13 protein-coding genes are annotated in these 16456 nt (G+C 41.9%); 1 reads left to right on the top strand and 12 read right to left on the bottom strand.

Features of this window, described 5'->3' with window-relative positions; translation table 11 throughout:
• Nucleotides 1-25 precede the first annotated feature (25 nt).
• From QZ995_RS01395 to QZ995_RS01345, 11 genes are all read right to left on the bottom strand, one after another.
• A complete protein-coding gene (locus QZ995_RS01395; RefSeq protein ID WP_301802042.1) occupies nucleotides 26-802 on the bottom strand; it encodes a DNA and RNA helicase in 777 nt (258 codons plus the stop codon).
• A gap of 87 nt (nucleotides 803-889) precedes the next feature.
• A complete protein-coding gene (locus tag QZ995_RS01390; protein WP_301802040.1) occupies nucleotides 890-3538 on the bottom strand; it encodes a molecular chaperone in 2649 nt (882 codons plus the stop codon).
• 26 nt (nucleotides 3539-3564) lie between these two features.
• Nucleotides 3565-4260 carry an iron-dependent peroxidase gene (locus tag QZ995_RS01385; RefSeq protein ID WP_301802039.1) on the bottom strand — a complete coding sequence of 232 codons (696 nt, stop codon included), beginning with the start codon at nucleotides 4258-4260 and terminating at the stop codon, nucleotides 3565-3567.
• Nucleotides 4251-5537 carry a normocyte-binding protein gene (locus QZ995_RS01380; RefSeq protein WP_301802038.1) on the bottom strand — a complete coding sequence of 429 codons (1287 nt, stop codon included), beginning with the start codon at nucleotides 5535-5537 and terminating at the stop codon, nucleotides 4251-4253. Before QZ995_RS01380 ends, QZ995_RS01385 begins: the two co-directional genes overlap by 10 nt.
• A 70-nt stretch (nucleotides 5538-5607) precedes the next feature.
• Nucleotides 5608-7524: a PP2C family protein-serine/threonine phosphatase gene (locus tag QZ995_RS01375; RefSeq protein WP_301802037.1), complete on the bottom strand. Its 1917-nt coding sequence runs from the start codon at nucleotides 7522-7524 to the stop codon at nucleotides 5608-5610.
• 50 nt (nucleotides 7525-7574) lie between these two features.
• Nucleotides 7575-8423 carry a PP2C family protein-serine/threonine phosphatase gene (locus QZ995_RS01370; RefSeq protein ID WP_301802035.1) on the bottom strand — a complete coding sequence of 283 codons (849 nt, stop codon included), beginning with the start codon at nucleotides 8421-8423 and terminating at the stop codon, nucleotides 7575-7577.
• Between the two features lie 10 nt (nucleotides 8424-8433).
• The gene (locus QZ995_RS01365) at nucleotides 8434-8949 is read right to left on the bottom strand and encodes an FHA domain-containing protein (RefSeq protein ID WP_096888329.1); all 516 of its coding nucleotides are present in this window, start codon (nucleotides 8947-8949) and stop codon (nucleotides 8434-8436) included.
• Between the two features lie 35 nt (nucleotides 8950-8984).
• Entirely contained in the window at nucleotides 8985-9545 is a 561-nt protein-coding gene (locus tag QZ995_RS01360; protein ID WP_301802031.1) for an FHA domain-containing protein, read from the bottom strand.
• A gap of 137 nt (nucleotides 9546-9682) precedes the next feature.
• Nucleotides 9683-10129: a DnaJ domain-containing protein gene (locus QZ995_RS01355; protein WP_064017749.1), complete on the bottom strand. Its 447-nt coding sequence runs from the start codon at nucleotides 10127-10129 to the stop codon at nucleotides 9683-9685.
• Nucleotides 10130-10220: 91 nt separating this feature from the next.
• Nucleotides 10221-10646 (bottom strand): membrane-associated protease 1, encoded by a 426-nt coding sequence (locus tag QZ995_RS01350; RefSeq protein WP_301802023.1) that lies wholly within the window; start codon nucleotides 10644-10646, stop codon nucleotides 10221-10223.
• A gap of 119 nt (nucleotides 10647-10765) precedes the next feature.
• On the bottom strand, nucleotides 10766-12934 hold the full coding sequence (locus QZ995_RS01345; RefSeq protein WP_301802022.1) for a transcriptional regulator: 2169 nt from the start codon (nucleotides 12932-12934) through the stop codon (nucleotides 10766-10768).
• Nucleotides 12935-13429: 495 nt separating this feature from the next.
• On the opposite strand from QZ995_RS01345, the gene QZ995_RS01340 reads away from it, so the two are divergent.
• Complete coding sequence (locus tag QZ995_RS01340; RefSeq protein ID WP_301802020.1) at nucleotides 13430-15466, top strand: vWA domain-containing protein; 2037 nt, start codon at nucleotides 13430-13432, stop codon at nucleotides 15464-15466.
• Here QZ995_RS01340 and QZ995_RS01335 read toward each other — a convergent pair.
• Nucleotides 15463-16455, bottom strand: coding sequence for a serine/threonine protein kinase (locus QZ995_RS01335; protein ID WP_301802018.1), 993 nt, complete (start codon nucleotides 16453-16455; stop codon nucleotides 15463-15465). The two genes, QZ995_RS01340 and QZ995_RS01335, sit on opposite strands and share 4 nt — an antisense overlap.
• Nucleotide 16456: the final 1 nt, after the last annotated feature.

Genomic DNA, 16456 nt, shown 5'->3' with positions numbered 1-16456 from the left:
TTTCTACCTGTTAGCCGCTCTTTTTTCAGTCCACAATCATTCGCTGAAAACCGCCCTGACGCAAATCGGCTCTTGCTTTGCCTCCCCCTCTTCCTTCATCTAAAATGCGCCCCAAATATTTATGAATCTGTTCATTGCTGTACTCCCTATATCCCGTTCCCAGCCTGTTAGCGAGATAGGTAAGAATGACCTCGCGATTGACTGTTCCTTCGTTAAGGCATAGCAGAGCAAAACTAATATCAAACGCTGTCAGATTCGTTCCTTGAACTAGCTCTCTAGCAAAATAGCGCATAATGCTTGGAGCAAGCGTGCTTTGCGACTCACTTGCATAAGGGACATGAATGGTGATAAACGTGTTGTATTCCGTAGCCAAATCAATAAAGCTCTGATATTGCGAGCGTAGTTTGGCCCCTTCCTTTAGCTTAAAACGCCCTAATTCCAGTTCGTTCTGACCAAGCTTCACCCGTTCATCCAGTACAATTTCAGAATTGCTGATCGTAAAGTCACTGTCTGTCACCTGTTCATGAAACCTGATTTTGACCACAGTTTCTCGATTGGTGGCGCGATACATAAGCTCATGCTCTTCCTTTAATACATACAAACGCCCAGAATGCTTCACGATTCCCGGGCTAATCGTGATACTTTGCTCTCCAATACGTATGTCTGATCCAGTAATGATCCCGTCTGAATAATCTTTGTATTGAATATCGAGAAAATCACGAGGATAATCCCGAAGATTGGCAAGCATGTCTGTTTTTAAAATGCGTCCTTTATTAAAATTAGGATACAGATGGGTAAACAAGCGACGACCTCCTATATGCATGCCGTTGTTGTTGTTTCAAGCTGTCTGATTGGGACAAGAGAATTCATCTTGTCCCTTTTCCTCCGCTTACTTTAGGCCATCAAAGAAATCCAGCTCAGACAGGTCGTTTTCAAACGCAAAGAACTGTTTCTTACCGAGATAAAGCTGCTCATTTTGCCTTGCAACAGGGACTACGTAAAAGCCCCAGCTCTTTTCGTCTGTAAAAACAAAGAATTTAACTTCCCCATTCACGATCGAATCTGTATCGTCCTGCGGGATTTTCCCTGGATAGATGCTGGCGATCTGCTCGTAGATCATCTGTTTATAGCTCTCAGGCTGATTGATAAACACGTAATGATGCCGCGGATTGCCTTTTGCATCCTTTAAATAGAACTGAATCTCTCTGACAGCAATCGGACGTGAAATGAAGCCTTGTACCTGATTGGCTCGCTCTAAACTGTTGATTAATGTTTTTTCATGCTGATTATGGGTAAATGCACTTACCGAATAAGGAATGATAGGTGCATGGTTTGTTATGCTCGCCTCAATGAAGCCTGATTTTTTAGCACTCAAATAACGAAGAGAGCCGCGCAAGCATGCCAGCTTAAGATCAGATACCTTGCCCGTTTCCTCTATTTTTTGTTTAAATTCAATGCTGCGCCCGGGCACAAATTCTTTTAGTGCTTCACGGAACACATCGATACGGCAGGATTGACCTGTTAATTTAATAATGGAGAAATCCTGTAAACGGCCATCCTGGTAGTATTCATCCAAAAACTTGCGCACAATCTCGTAAATGTCTGCGCGGATGAGCTGACTAATTTCCCTGATGGTAAATACCACGTTAGGGAATTCGTACTCCTCGCGAAACGCTTCCTGATGAAGTGTGGACAAAAACCATCGATCCATTTTGGTGATTTGTAAATCATTGTCTGAATCCTCGCTGGTTATAGGCTGGAATCTATTTCGGAGGATACCAGTTCTGCGGAAGAACTCTTTTTTCATGTTTTCAGCGAGTTCCCATAGGAAGTAAAAGTTGTTGCGCACGCGGTGGTATTCTTCCCGTGAACGATTTTCGTAGAGCTTAAATTGCGTCGGAATGATTCGATCTGCCTCTTGATAGCTGGCCTCAAAAGTTTCGTAGACAGCTCCTACACCATATTCGTCCACATAGCGATATAAATCGGTAGCGGGGATAGGAATCAGCTCATCAATATCAGTGTTTGTTCGCCTTTTTGTATAGTAATTGGCAAAAGCAATCTTCATAAATTGCATAATGCGATAGGTGATATTATTGCCGCCAAAGTTGGTATCACCATTCTCATAGGTCGTATGTATATCAATCTTGTAGGAGATATGTCCATCTAAAATGGAAAACCTGCAGGAGGACAGATCAGTGGTACCCCCTCCACAATCAATGACCAATGCCTTATATTCCTCGCCATCCAGAAATCGATTTTTCTCAATCTGATCAGCTATCGTATTGTAGAGTACCGCCATGCCTTCATCCAATGCATCCTTTGCTTCAATCTGGTACTGGGGTAAAATCTCGTGAAACATTTCAATAAATTGCGTTTTTAATTTAACTGGACTTGAAATATGCAAGTGAGTGAATCGGCATTTGAACTGATGCTCCGCCATCTCCACAATATAGGTCAGGAAGCCGCGTAGGATGTCGCTTCGTTTGACATAAGCAGTGTTGCCTTCCATATCCACTATTTCTTCTGTCTTTGTGTAAGCATTTACCCATCTTTTTAGACCTTGGAATTGAGAGGATTGACTGCTAAAACCATTCTTTTTGCGATGAGAAAGCGCTTCATAGCCGAAATGATACTGGATATTCTCTTGATCTCGGCAGTCTGCTACGCTCACGATGGTCGGCACAACCGCGACCCAATCGGTCGTTTGCTCTGTCTCATCAGGAAATTTTACATAATTAATTTCATTCAGACGTATTCGTCCATTTAATAAATCATGGCTTGGCGGGGTGGAAATATATCCCCTATCCAGATAGGCTCCAGCAGTTGTGTTAGATGTCCCGAAATCGATCGCCAGCACAGCATTCGTTTCCTCTACCTCGCAAATTTCCAAGTCGGTCACAGGAACCTTGCAATAGTGCAGATTGGCCGGTAACAAAGGACCATCCTGATAGTAGGCTCGATACAGATATTCCGAATCCTGCTTTCTGAAAAACAGCAGGCTGTAATTTTGATTAGCCGTTTTCCGCAGTTCAGCATTGCGATCCATTGCTAAGTAAAAAATCCCTGGTTGCGACTCATCCTTTTTCAGATGCAGAATTCCGCACAATTCCATGCTGTCATTAATCAGCAACACATTAGACTCCTGCAAACCGATCGCTTCTATTAAATATTGATCTAGCTTGTCTACCTTGAGTCCACGGTACAAAGAGATTTTGGCTGGAACCTTGATGCTTACCTGATCAGAAAAAGGGGTTTTTAAATAAGTATGGATCGCTTCCTCAATCCGACGAAAGCCCCCCTTGTGAAAGCCCCGAATCAATAGACTATCGGCTGCTCCACGGAATTTTAAGATGGTATCAATTAAAGCCGCTCGATCGAGTTTACTGGCAATCCCTTCAACTAATCGCTCCGTATAGCAAATGTTACGCAACTGGAAGGTGGTCATGTCCTCCAGCTCTTCTCGCGTAAATCTGATCAGTAAGCGACTTCTGTCTCGCCCTTTGTCCGTATGCAATCTGTACGAATATCCGTTCATTGTTTTCTGTCCTCCTTGCTTGTCGGTCAGTAAAGAGCGATGTAGTCCACTTGCATTGTTTCTTCCACTTCCATAATGCCAAAATGATAGCTCCAGTATAGTTCCGTGGAAAAACGAACTGGCAAAAACAAATCCTTGATCAATTCAATCTTGGCTCGGGAGATCGGTGTTTCTATTTGACCGATATAAAACAGCAGTTCATCCTTTTCCTCGCAATTTGCGTATATCGTGGAACGAGTAAATACCTTTTTGGTTGTGTCCCTTAATAAATACACAGCCTCACCCGTCTCATACAGACGCAATAGATTGCTAGCAATCATTTCCCGTTCGTCTTTCGTAAACAAGTGAATGTTGTCCTTCACACTGCTTCCAAACACACCCGCTTCCAAATCCCGTTGCAGAAACCGGATGTAATATTCCCGTTTGTTCATGCCCTGCATAAGATCGATTTCTGCTAAAAAATGAATCAAAACATCAAACAAGCTGTTGCGAAGCTCTATATCCGACTCAATATTAGGGTCAAATAAATCCCTAAAAATTTCGTAGAAACGATAGTAGGGATTGATTTCAACAATTTGGTCGACCTCTTTTGCGTTCAGATTTTCCAGACTAAGCTCCATGTAGGGTGAAAAGACCTTGGCTAAAGCAAACTGGACACGTTTTTTCTCTATACCGGATCGCTCCGCCTTTATTAGCAAATCCCAAATGTAATTCAAGCCCATTCTCCTTCACACTTGTATTCAGGAAAGCTCATCTGTACTTCTGAAACGAGAAAGCTCATGAGATCGTGTAAAATAAAGGAGGTATGACCTAGGGCAGAACGGTGCTGGAAGCGAAGACGCATTATTTTTTTATCTTGTTCCACCCTAACATTGTCGCTGATAAAAGGATTCATCTCATAGGTATGCCCTCTTGCCCTTTGAGCCTCTAAAATATCAACCTCTACCAGCTCCAGCATATCCGCCGCTTCAAACGACTGAACAATTCGAATGATTTCTCCCTTTGCCCGTACAATCATCGCCTGTTTACGAGCATATCGAGCCAGGAAGCTATCGATGCGCTTATTCGAAACAATCGGATATTCCAGTTTGCCAATTTTAGATTCCACCGGCTGCATGATTTTCAGTACATCCCATATTCCTGCCTTTTCCTGAGGTGAAACAATGGTCAGCTCATCATGAGTCCGTTTGATGTAGCGGATATTCTCCTCTTCTCCGTCCACCAAATATCCATGTTCGGTGCCTGTTTTTCGTAATGACAAGACATGCTCAAAATTAACCCGGTCCATAGCAGGGATCGGAAATCCACTATTTTTAAGCTGAAGACGCTGAATATTCCACAACGGAATTTTGTCTAGCTGTTTATAGCTCTCCCATTCCCCTAGATCGACCGTAATTTCGAGAATTTCCTCCGTTTCATCCAACTCCTCATCACAGCCTGTTAAGATAACATCAAAAAATTTATAAGCATAAGGATTGTTTACAGTCTTCCACGGTACACCATTCTTCTGAAAAACCGTGTAGAGCTGTTCGATCTGTTGCATATAAGCGCGATTTTGCTCTAGCCGTACATGAATTGATCTGGTCTTAGAAGCTGTAGTCAGCTTGCCTGAAAAAACATGTTTCGTATCTAACAGTGGTTTGATCGTCGGGTAATCACATTGTAGGAAAAGAGTAAACAGCCTTGCTTCTTCCTTGTTTTTCAGTTGGGTAAGCAGACCATTCATATCACATGTTTTATTCAATGTATCTTCAGGGAGCATCGGGTACAAAAAATCATGGATAGGGTCCCAGTCATCCTTGGAGCAAATGGTGACGTACACATCATGCTTCTCCTGTTGATCCTCCAGCTCGCCAAACACACGTTTTTCCAATTTCTTGTTCATCTCTTCCTGATATTCAACGAGATTGACGAATACGCCGGTCATGAGTTGCTTTAGCAGGCGGCGTTGCTCTAAGTCCTCCAGCTTGTTTAAACGATCCAGAATAATATCTTTCATGTTGATGTGAAGCCTCCTTTCCGTTAGAAATTACTGGTGCGGATTAGTCACAGCTGACGTTGGATTTTGTTCATCGCTTGGTGATGTGTGCGGCTTGAGCCTGCTTGTTACCTTGCTCTGCTTCAACTGTTTTAGAGCTTTCCTTCCGGGAAGGCTGAGGTGGTTCTTTTGTTTGGTGATCCATCTGAGGTGGTACGGACGCTGGCAATGACTCGGCTGTTTTTGGTACTGCCTGCTGCGGAGGCTGTACAGATTGGGACTGCTGTGCAGCCGTTGCAGGTGGAGGTGTTGTTGCTTGTCCGAACTGTTGCCCAGCAGCTGGTGTAGAAACTGCCCCTGAGCCTTGCTTCACAGGTACTACCGGCGTCTGTCCTGATGCTTGTCCTGTGGCTGGTGCAAGAATATTGCCGTTAGCAGGTTGTTCTCCCCCATTTATTGCAGGAACGGGCAATGGATTTAATAAACCATCCACCTTCGTAATTTTGCGCTCAATGCCTAGAGCTTTTTCCATCATTCCCGCTTCCTGATAAATGGACTGGGCCTGCAGGTACGCACCTAGCGCACCTTCCAAATCCTTCTCCGACAGCAAACGATCTCCATCCTTCTCCATTTTCTCGCCTTCTAGTTGTTGTGTACCTTTTTCCACCCCGATACGTTTTAGCTGTGTTTCATCTATTTTTGACTTGATTTCTTTTTGACCCTCAGCATAGGAAGCATTAATCGCCGCCAGCTTGGCCTGTTGGTACATCTCCATAGCGCCTGAATAATCCTCACTGCTAGCGCGTAAATCGCCTTCCTTAACCAAAAGCTGCATCTGAGCTATTTTCTCTGCTTGATCCAGCTTCTCCTGAATCTCTTTCTTATCAAATGCCTTATGATTCTTCGCTTCTTCCAAAGCTTTTTTATAGCTCTCCTGCGCTTGCTTTACTTTCCCGTCTTTTACAAACTTATCTCCATTTACGATTAACTCGGTAATTTTTAGTTTTTTACTCAACAATTGTTTGTATATCTTGTCATCTATCCGTTTGGCAGCATTTCGCGCCTCACTATATTCTAGGAGCGCTTTATCGTAGTCCTTTTCTGAAACATAGGCGTCCGCATTTTTCTCATGTTCATAAATGCTAGCAACATTTTCTGCAAAGCGTTCTGCTGCACGGACCTTCATATATACTAATCCGCCTACAAGCAGAAGAACCGGTATGCCGATAAATAAGGCTGTTTTAATCCTTTTCCAACGTTTTTTGGGATCTTCCTTAAACACCTTATTCGCATAAATAGCCGCTATCGTATAATTTTGAATCACTGGCTTTTGTTTGCTTAATAGCACTTCCTCCAGTTGATCGGCCAACTCTTCCGGACCTTTTGCTTCTTCCAGGACTTCCAGCATTTCTTGGCAGCTAAGCTCTTCCCAAGCTCCGGGCGTACAAAGCATCATCACATCTCCATCAGAGAGCACTATCTTTTTGGATACATATGGTTCAAAAAAATCCGGCTTCCCTAAATAAGAAAGAAGATTATGACGTTCCTCGTGTCTGTCTATTGCTGCTAAAGAGATTTGCTCCTCATCAGCCATCTGCTGAGCAAGTGACTGATCATGGCTCCTTGTTTGCAAGCGCCCATGTCGAAAATGATACATTCTAGCATTACCCGCCACTGCCCAGATGATTTTGTTATAATCGGTAACGATGATCATAATGCTAGCTTTTAATCGGACTCTTGTACTTTCTTCTTTTAGCCAGTGATGGGCATTGAGTATGTATTTTTTTAGTCTGCGCCGAGACATCGTGGGCTTATCTAAAAAGCTTTGTAAAATACTTTGCACCGCCATCTCCGCACTTTTCACTTCTTTATCCGTGTCAATCCCATCGGCAATGACCCAACAAGCAACATCATCTAGTTCTACAAAAGCAAAATAATCGCGATTCTCTATAAAAGTGCCTGCTTCGGAAACGAAACTGGTCTGAAAATTGCTGTTTTCCTTCCTCATCCGTACCTCCGCTTCTCCTTCGCTACCAAAGGCCTAACCAGTCGCTTCGTTTACCAGCCTTGCTCTAAAATAATAACCGTAGCGTTATCTTGGTTGCGTAATTGCTTGCGTTCAATCTCTGCCACCATCTCTTCCGCGGCATCATTTGGAGAGGCGGCATTCATTAAAATTTGCTCCATTTCCACTTCGGAGAGCGTGTTGTACACACCGTCACTTAACAAAATAACCTTGTCTTTCTTTTTTAACAGAAACGGCTCGTTGCAAATCTCCATATTTTGAAACTGCTCATAGCCTAAATAATTGATCAGTCGCTTGCCCATCGGGTTATTTGTTGCTTGTTCTCTGGTAATTTCCCCTGACAGATAGCGTTCCTCCAGCACAGACTCCAAGATGTGCTTATGGTTCATTTTGATAAATTCCCCATTGCGAAACACCATGATGCTGCTATCACCCACAGCGCCCCAATAGAGCTTATCCTCCGTTACCACGGCTGCTACAAGCGTGGTACCGCCATTTGATCCCCCGATTTGTTGCAGGATTTCAGCATTGCTTTTACGAGCAGCTTTTGTAAAAAAAGAAGTAATATGTTGGACATCATCCAGATTCAAAAATTCTCGCATAAAGAGCGTAACCGCCAGAGTGCTAGACATCCGTCCATGCGAAAGCCCACTAATCCCATCCGCCAAAACAGCTAGTGTGCCAATAGGAGTTGTTGCTGTCGAAAAATAGTCGTCTTGTTCATCTCGATTGCCGATCGTTTGACCGTTTCCAATCTGAATGCCCGGTTCTTTAACAGGCGTCATCAGATTCTGGCGTATCAGAAAAAGCAATAGCATAAACGTAAACCCAGCTAGCACAAAACAATATGGCGCGAGTTCCTGTCCTTCCAGCATGTTCATCAACCTACCCTCATTTGGTTTCCCATTCAAAATGGACGCCGCACAACGGGATAAAGATAAATTTGCTTTGACCAAGCTGAATGACATCATACGCTGTTAGCTCCACCGGGGAAAAAACAGCTTCATTATTGTGATAAGCAAGTCCAGATGCATCTCCGGGCAATAAAAAAAAGTTGCGTTTTTTCGGGTCATAGACAATTACCGCATGATTGCGTCTTGAGATGGCATTATCACCAATAATGCGAATATGCATCTCCTCAGAGCGTCCAATGAAATTCTTTTCTGCCATAATTCGATAATCCTGTCCCTGCTGAGGTCCTTCGATACAGACTAACCAGCCTGTTACAGGCTCAATCCCCGTTGTCTCACCCAAATAAGGCATAGTCTTTTCTTCATCGACTGGGCGCACCTGACTCTTGTTTTCTCCCCGTGCTGCTTGCTCTACAACAATGTTGCAATAGGGGCATGTATTACCGTGCTTTCTTGTGCTAAACATATGGCCATTCGTACATCTCGTTAAACTCATGTTTGGTCATCCCCCAAGTGATTAGTAGCAACCCTTTATTTCACTAAGATACGTGTATTTGCTATGTAAATAAGATCATTTATATCGAGCTGTTGTCTTGCTTCGATTTCTACCTTATTCGTTCGATTGCTGTTCGCCTTTTTAATGCCGACCCCATTATGAGAATCGTTATCCTCAATAAACCAAGTCCCTCCAACGTGGTTAAGCACCGCATGGTGGGTACTGATAAGCGATGCGTATTCCGTATCTGACAGATCTATATCAACCTCGCCATTGCGGGAGTTCTTTCCGATCACCAAAGAGGTTTCCCCCTGTATCAACCACTCTTTAACTCTTTCGCCGTCTTCATCCAGTAGGACTAATTTTGTAATACCTGCTTGCTGCTTGTTTGATTGCTTAGGATGTTGCTTCTGATTTTTTTGCGAAGTAATACCAAAAATGATAAAAGAAATTCCTAACAGACTAACCATCCATTTCATTACTGGGTCTGATTGAATGAAAAACGCAAAATATATAATATTAATTGCAATGACAAAGAGCAGCACATCAATGATTATGACCCAAATGGAACGGTATTTTTTTGTTTGATCCTGCATATTCCTATCCCCCATAGACTGGTGTTTTTCCTTTCCATTCCGATCGTTATTTTCAAAGAAAAAAGGCCCCATACCTTGAAAGTTGTATGTCCACTGACATCAAATCACCTACAAAGAGAGGAGCAAGCACTTCCACCTTATTTTTTTCGCGGTCCAAAATAGCTCTGAAAGATCGCTGAGGCATCCAGAGGATTTTTAGAAGCTGATCCGTTTTTATGAAGATTCCCTTTTTTATCTTTTGGATTAAAACCAAAGAATTGTGAGAAATTACGCTCCATATCTCTGGGATCAAATCCCTGATATCCTTGTGTTGTTCTGCGTTGGGTCGATTTCTGGCCTGTCCCTTGGGTGGATGTAGCCCTCTTTTGTGTCCGCTGATCTAATTTTGCATCGTACGCTCTCCGTGACTCTTCGGTTTTTAACACCGTATAAGCCTCATGTACTTCCTTGAAGCGTTGTTCCGCCTCACTGCTCCCGGGATTCACATCCGGGTGATATTTTTTGGCTAATTGCCGGTACGCTTTTTTCAATTCCGCTTCAGAGGCATGTTTGGAAACACCAAGTATGTCATAGTAATTTTTCATTATCTCTTTCCTCCTAACGGATGACAAAATTTTAAGAGGCTTTGAACCTCTTAAAATTTTATCCTCCTCCGATAGCTTGCAAGACTATCTATTAAACGGCATAGCCGCCTTCAATTTTGGTAAATTCGGTTTTGTCTTTTTTCTGTTTGATGTATAGAGTGAATTCTCCAACACCTTCTGTATCGCCAAAACGTTCTGTGTAATCTACCACGAAAGCATTTGGCATGTGGATTTTGCGCACTACTTGATCAGCCGCGATTACTTCTAATGTTACTTTTCTGTAGCAATCCGCTTTTTCAGCAGGAACTAAAGACCACAGAGCTAGTTTCATCGTATCGTCAGCGCTGTCACCATCAGTAGATGTGATGATTTTACCAGTAAGACGCAGTGTAGTTCCTACATCTGTTGATCTAGCATTGGAATCATCTGGAGTGTCAGTTTCATACTTAACTGTTTGGATGTTATCCATACCTAGTTCAATTGTTTCTGCACCTTCAACTTTTAGTCGAAAACCCATAAATAAAACCTCCTTAGGATTAGAAAAAATAGCTCTCACGCCCAATTTAGGACGAGGAGATTTATGTATAGAGGCAATCTTTTGTAAGACAGCCTCTACCATACGCTTTAGAAAGGACATCACGATTTCACAGGAGTTGTGCCCTTGGTAATCATTACTTCAAGGTTCTTCACGTTTCCGTTAAAGACCAAATCAATATGGCACAAATTGCTCTTATCATCGATGATGTAGCTAATATCATCTCCATCCTGAACGATGGAATTGACGTACCCGCGTCCACTCATCCATTTGCTCTTTTGGCTGCTCGGATTGTTACTGAAGAATTTCACGATATTTTCGTGTTTGAAGTCTCCAGTTTGGAAACGAAGAATACGCTCGATGTACGTACTCACGAGAGTTTTATAAATAGGATCGAAACCATCCTCGGCCAAAGCAAGGCTTCTTGCTTTGTAAACCGTAATGCGTTTGATATCCTTTTCTTGAAGCTGTGCATTCTCTGATGAGAAGACAAAGCCGAAATTTTTACGGTTAATTGAATCTTTGATGTTGTTAGTAAAACCAGAAATTTCTTTCGCCATTGTAGTCACTGCGCGTAAGCTGTTGTCTCCAGCTTCAATATCAAAGCGTACGCCTGGATACTCTTTGTTAATATTTTTAAATAGCTCGCGCATATAATCAGGGCATTGATAAGCAGCTACCACACCTGCTGCCACATAAGAGGAGCCAATATAAACTCCTTCAATCCAGAGCTTTAAGATGTCTTCTTTTTCCTTCGAAAGCTCTGCGCCTGAATCGGTTTGCAGCATTCGACTGTCAATTACTACGCCGGACTTATCCTTTGGAATGACTGTGAAGTTAGGTACACAAGGTATCGCAAATTCACTATAATCCTTGCGAATAAGCGGATTACACTTGTCGATATATCTATCAATACCGGCTGTAGCCATGCTATTAAAGGTGGTCTCCTCACCTGTTTCAAAGCTAAAGAACACCTGTAGCTTGTATTCTTTCACTACATTCAGAAGCATTGAGAGCGATTCCAAGGTATTCCCGTCCTGCTTAACAACCTTCTCGTTTCCTTTGAAACGCTCACGGCTTACTTTTACTCGGCCAGCGGTCTCTAATTCAACGGACGGTACAATACCGAACCAGATAGTATCTGTGAAATCATTTTTGGAGTTCACAGTGTTAAGGTAGGTTTCCAAACGTGGAATATTGCTGCTCTTAACTAACATATCTAGCTTTGTGTTTGTAATAAGGAGAGTAGGCATCATCCCTTTATTCTTGGTAGCATATTGATCAAAGAACATTTTCACACCAAGAATTTTCTCCACAAGCGGTTTTACCGTTTTGACGAAATCGTCCTTTGCGTTTTTGTAGAATTCAAGATATGTATTATAGTTTTGAATCTCTGTCTCCATATCCACTTCCGACTGAACAGCTGGTAGCGGGCAGAAAGTTCGAACTACTAAGTCTCTTACGTAAGAAGAAGGCGTTTCCGTAATAGATTCATAATCCTCTTCAAAAACCGTTACCAAGCCAGTACCGGTATTATCATCCAATAACATAAGCTCATTGGTATCGTTTTTAGGTGCTTCGATGATCTTTAATTCACCGCTCTCCCCAATGGTCAGCATTCCGATTTGGATCGCCTCAGATTTATTTTCCTCAGCAGAACCACCTAGTAAGAGCCTTGTTTTAATATCCTCGATCGCTAGAGGAAGCATTGCCATGACATTGTTATAGTTCTGACTTGCTTCTTCAAACATGCTATTGAGCTTATCACCCATATCAAGCTTCTTCGGATCGCCATCATCCAATTTTTCGTACTCGTTATACATGTAATGAATCTCTTTGCGAACCTGTCTAATATCGTCCATGACCTTTTTCGGAGAGATCATATCTAACAAATTTTCGAACTTAAAGTCTACATTGGTAATTCCTTGACTGCGCTTCGTATCAATCAAGGTAAATAGCATTTTCAGAAAATCATTGTGCTGATTAACCTTAATTTCCGTGATGCAGTCCTCTGAGATTGATTCTGGTTTTTTGAGTGTGTACATCACTTTTTGGTTTGCTGCATTGTAAAACGAATAAACAGTTGGTTCGAACTTGTCCAAAAATTCATCAAAATTCTTAACAAGAAGATGCTGATTGATCTCTTTTACCTTCTCGTCACTTAGACTATCTATGCCTTTGACATCGCCTACAATGGTGACTAGATCCAGCTTCTCTGGATTTATTTCTTCAAAAAGCATTGTTCGGTTGGTTTGATAAATAATGTCCATAATTTGCCCCTTTCTATGTTTCACTGAGGTATGTACAAAAAGTAGACCTACATGTGAATAATGGTACGTGCATAAAAAGTCTTACTCATAAGGGATAATCGGCCCTAACTAAACAGGATTAATGTAACCAAATTGTAATATTAATCCAATATCCTCCGGATTAATCTGCCTAATTTCCCAGATTAATCTATTTTTTTACCATAATTCCCCTATCGCCTTTCGGAATTTATATTAATCAACTAATTTCGTCACTGTCAATCATTTAAAAAAATCAGGACTTTATGCCTTTATTTTCCGTTTTCAAAAAAATTAAATTGGTACTTATTGCCTCCAACCCCTATTTTTCGTTGTGAAAATCAATTATTTCCACCTTTTTTTGGTTCTATTTTCCTGTTTTTCATTTTTTCTATTCACTTTTAGGACAATGTGACCGATTCTTATTTTGAAGATCATATCTTGTAAAAGGATGTGTAAAAAGTCAAGATGAGGAAATCCATGCGTAATTCCACCATGTATCTTGCCGTATGCGCTTTGCTTTTAGGGATCGCCTTCTCTTGCCTGCTAGAAGCTCCCCAAGCCTTAGCCAAGGCTGATCCTAATCGGGGTAATGATGCCATGTTTGTATTGGATGCCAGTTATTCCATGAGGGATACGGATAAAGAAGGTATAGCAGCAGAAGTAGTCAAGCTATTTATGGATATGAGCAATGCGGATCGAACAAGGGTAGGTTTTGTTGCCTATAATCACAAAATTGTCAAAACAAAGGCTTTAACAGAAATCTCAGTGAAAGATAAAAGGAATGAGATCAAAAAAGCCTTGTCCTCTTTGCCACGCTCAGGTTACACAGACCTCGGACTTGGTCTCTTAACAGGTACAGAGCTCTTGGCCAAACGTACGGAGAGCGGAAATCGCCCGTTCTTACTTTTGCTATCAGATGGGGGCACAGATTTCGGACCTATGTCCAAAGGAAGAAGTGTAGCGGATTCAAAACGAGATGTTGAAAAAGCTATTCAACTAGCAAAAGCAAAAGGTTTCCCCATTTATACAATTGGGCTAAACCAGGACGGATCAGTTAATCAAGCAGAATTAAAGAGAATTGCGGCTGAAACAGGCGGTACTTCATTCATTACCGATAGCGCCGAGGATTTGCCTGACATTTTTAATAAAATTTTTGCAAAACAAATTCAGTCCACATTGATCTCTGTTGCTGCCGTTACTGCGACTGGGGCCCTTCAGGATGTAAACCTGTCCATTCCGAACAGGAGCATAAACGAGGCCAACATTATTCTGTTATCTGAACACCCCGTCAAAGAAGCGCAATTATTCTCTCAAGCAAAAAATATCCAATTTACAGAATCAAATAAATACTCCCTCTTAAAAGTGGCGCAACCGCCAAAAGGGAACGTATCTTTAAAATTCCGCGGTACACCCGGCACTCTGGTAAAAATTAATCTATTAGGCACCTATAATCTCGATATCCAGGCTCCTGTGTTATCCAATCAAACGCAAAAAGGGCAGGCTATCAGCATGGTTGCCCACCTTATTGATTCTCTAGGTAAAAAATTTACTGACCAGGATGTCATTCAAACCTTAAAGGCTGAATTCATTACTGTCCATACAGCAACGAAGCAAGAACAGCGGACTCCGATGAATGTAGCTGGGGATGAGTGGAAATTGGAGCATGTCTTCAAGCAATCTGGGGACTATACGTGGAAAATTAGAATCGAAGGGCCAGACTTTTATCGAGAAACCTCCGCAGAAAAGCTGCATGTAGGAAATCTTGCCCCTCAAGCTACAGCAGAGCACACGATCTCGATTTCAAAGGAATCAGGGGAATCAGGCATTGATCTAGCCAAATATTTTACGGACGCTAATCAGGATACACTCACGTATAACATCATAAATGCTCCTGACGAGGCTCTGTCAAACATAAGTATTCAAGGTCAAACGTTACATATTACTCCATTTACAACGGGAACAACCACTTTGACAATCACGGCTACTGATCCAGATGGCGAACAGGCTACATCAGAATTATCCTTGATCATTACGTCAGTCTGGGACAAATATCTTTTAATCGGTGGCATTTTGTTGGCTGTTGCTCTTATTGGTGTCATTATTTATCTGATCGTTCGTCCAAAACCTATGCTATCCGGAAAATTGGAAGGCTATTTTTTACAAACTGCTAGTGGAAATGATATTCCTGTTACCTACTGGCCTCTCAGCTCTTTTCCTCAACGCAGGATAACGCTTCAGGAGCTGTTTAGAAGCCTCAATGTAAATGAGCCATTGCCGGAAGCGGCTTTCATTGTGTTTGAAGCAAGTAAAAACGGAACGCTATTGGTTAAAAACAATTCAAATTGCACATTAGTTCGTGGCACTACATTGCTTCGTACCAACAAAAAGGAAATCCTCACCTATAATGACAAATTGTACATTACATTTGAGGACGGAATCACAGAAATCGAGATCAGGTACAAAGCCGTTAAAGTAAACTCCCATCTTTATTCGGACGTACCTGCCCACCATTAATGCAGTTTATGAGAAGATGAAGTAGAAGCGGTTGTTTTTTGCTTAGATGCAGGAAACAGCCTCTCTTTACTTTTCCAAATCAACGCTTCTGCATATAAAGCATGCTTGAACCATTTTAACGTGGGGCATCTCTTGTCAGCATGAACCGCTAATCCCCAGCGAATGATACGTGCCAATATAGGAGTCACGATAGAAGAAGACAGTTTCATTCCCTCAAAGCGATGCTCAAACAATCGCTGCGTAACATCCGTAGGAGCGCTTCTATTAATATAGAAGAAAAACGTTGCAGCAAAGCTATATAAATCAGAGCGATCGTCTTGTTTTGACTTCTCTGAATAAAATTCCAAAGGAGAGTAGCCGGCTGTGGTTACAATTGTTTGCTTATTTCCTTTTCCCTGTTGGTTTATTTGAATAGCTGAGCCAAAATCAATCAGAATAGGAGCCCCTGATGGACTAATGATAAGATTACTAGGTTTAATATCACGATGAATAATTCCTTGCTTATGTAAGTATTCGAGAGCATCCACCAACGGCAGCCATGTTCTTTCTATAACTTCCGCCGTATATAGCTGCTCCGCCTGCTGAATATAACGATCCAGTGTCACTCCTTGGCAATAATTCATTACTAAGTAAGCCGTGCCATTCTCTTCAAAGAAATCCACATATGATACAAAATTAGGATGATTCAGTCCTTTTATTATGTCTGCTTCTCGTATAAATGCCTGTAATAGATCGTTATATTTTTCCTGCAAAGAAGGCATCCGACAAAAAACGGTCTTATGATCAAGATCGCGTAAGGCAAGTGCTCTAGGAAAAAACTCTTTAACAATACGCGTATGCTTACTGCCAAGCTGACGTGCGGTATACACAATCGACAGCTCGCTTTGCGAAATCATTTTTTTAATCTGGTAACGTCCGCAAAGGCGTATTCTTTTGGGCAATCCCTTCTCTTCGGTACCTGATTTCACTTTTCTTACCTCTCTCTTCATG

It is taken from the genome of Brevibacillus laterosporus (assembly GCF_030489605.1).
GTDB lineage: Bacteria > Bacillota > Bacilli > Brevibacillales > Brevibacillaceae > Brevibacillus_B > Brevibacillus_B laterosporus_E.
This window is presented reverse-complemented; position numbering and strand designations above follow the sequence as displayed.

Bases quoted from the DNA above. Each gene is read 5' to 3' on its own strand.
- QZ995_RS01375 (WP_301802037.1), bottom strand. From the start codon at position 7,524: ATGAGGAAGGAAAACAGCAATTTTCAGACCAGTTTCGTTTCCGAAGCA.
- QZ995_RS01390 (WP_301802040.1), bottom strand. From the start codon at position 3,538: ATGAACGGATATTCGTACAGATTGCATACGGACAAAGGGCGAGACAGA.
- QZ995_RS01365 (WP_096888329.1), bottom strand. From the start codon at position 8,949: ATGAGTTTAACGAGATGTACGAATGGCCATATGTTTAGCACAAGAAAG.
- QZ995_RS01360 (WP_301802031.1), bottom strand. From the start codon at position 9,545: ATGCAGGATCAAACAAAAAAATACCGTTCCATTTGGGTCATAATCATT.
- QZ995_RS01335 (WP_301802018.1), bottom strand. From the start codon at position 16,455: ATGAAGAGAGAGGTAAGAAAAGTGAAATCAGGTACCGAAGAGAAGGGA.
- QZ995_RS01340 (WP_301802020.1), top strand. From the start codon at position 13,430: ATGCGTAATTCCACCATGTATCTTGCCGTATGCGCTTTGCTTTTAGGG.
- QZ995_RS01370 (WP_301802035.1), bottom strand. From the start codon at position 8,423: ATGAACATGCTGGAAGGACAGGAACTCGCGCCATATTGTTTTGTGCTA.
- QZ995_RS01380 (WP_301802038.1), bottom strand. From the start codon at position 5,537: ATGAAAGATATTATTCTGGATCGTTTAAACAAGCTGGAGGACTTAGAG.
- QZ995_RS01355 (WP_064017749.1), bottom strand. From the start codon at position 10,129: ATGAAAAATTACTATGACATACTTGGTGTTTCCAAACATGCCTCTGAA.
- QZ995_RS01385 (WP_301802039.1), bottom strand. From the start codon at position 4,260: ATGGGCTTGAATTACATTTGGGATTTGCTAATAAAGGCGGAGCGATCC.
- QZ995_RS01350 (WP_301802023.1), bottom strand. From the start codon at position 10,646: ATGGGTTTTCGACTAAAAGTTGAAGGTGCAGAAACAATTGAACTAGGT.
- QZ995_RS01345 (WP_301802022.1), bottom strand. From the start codon at position 12,934: ATGGACATTATTTATCAAACCAACCGAACAATGCTTTTTGAAGAAATA.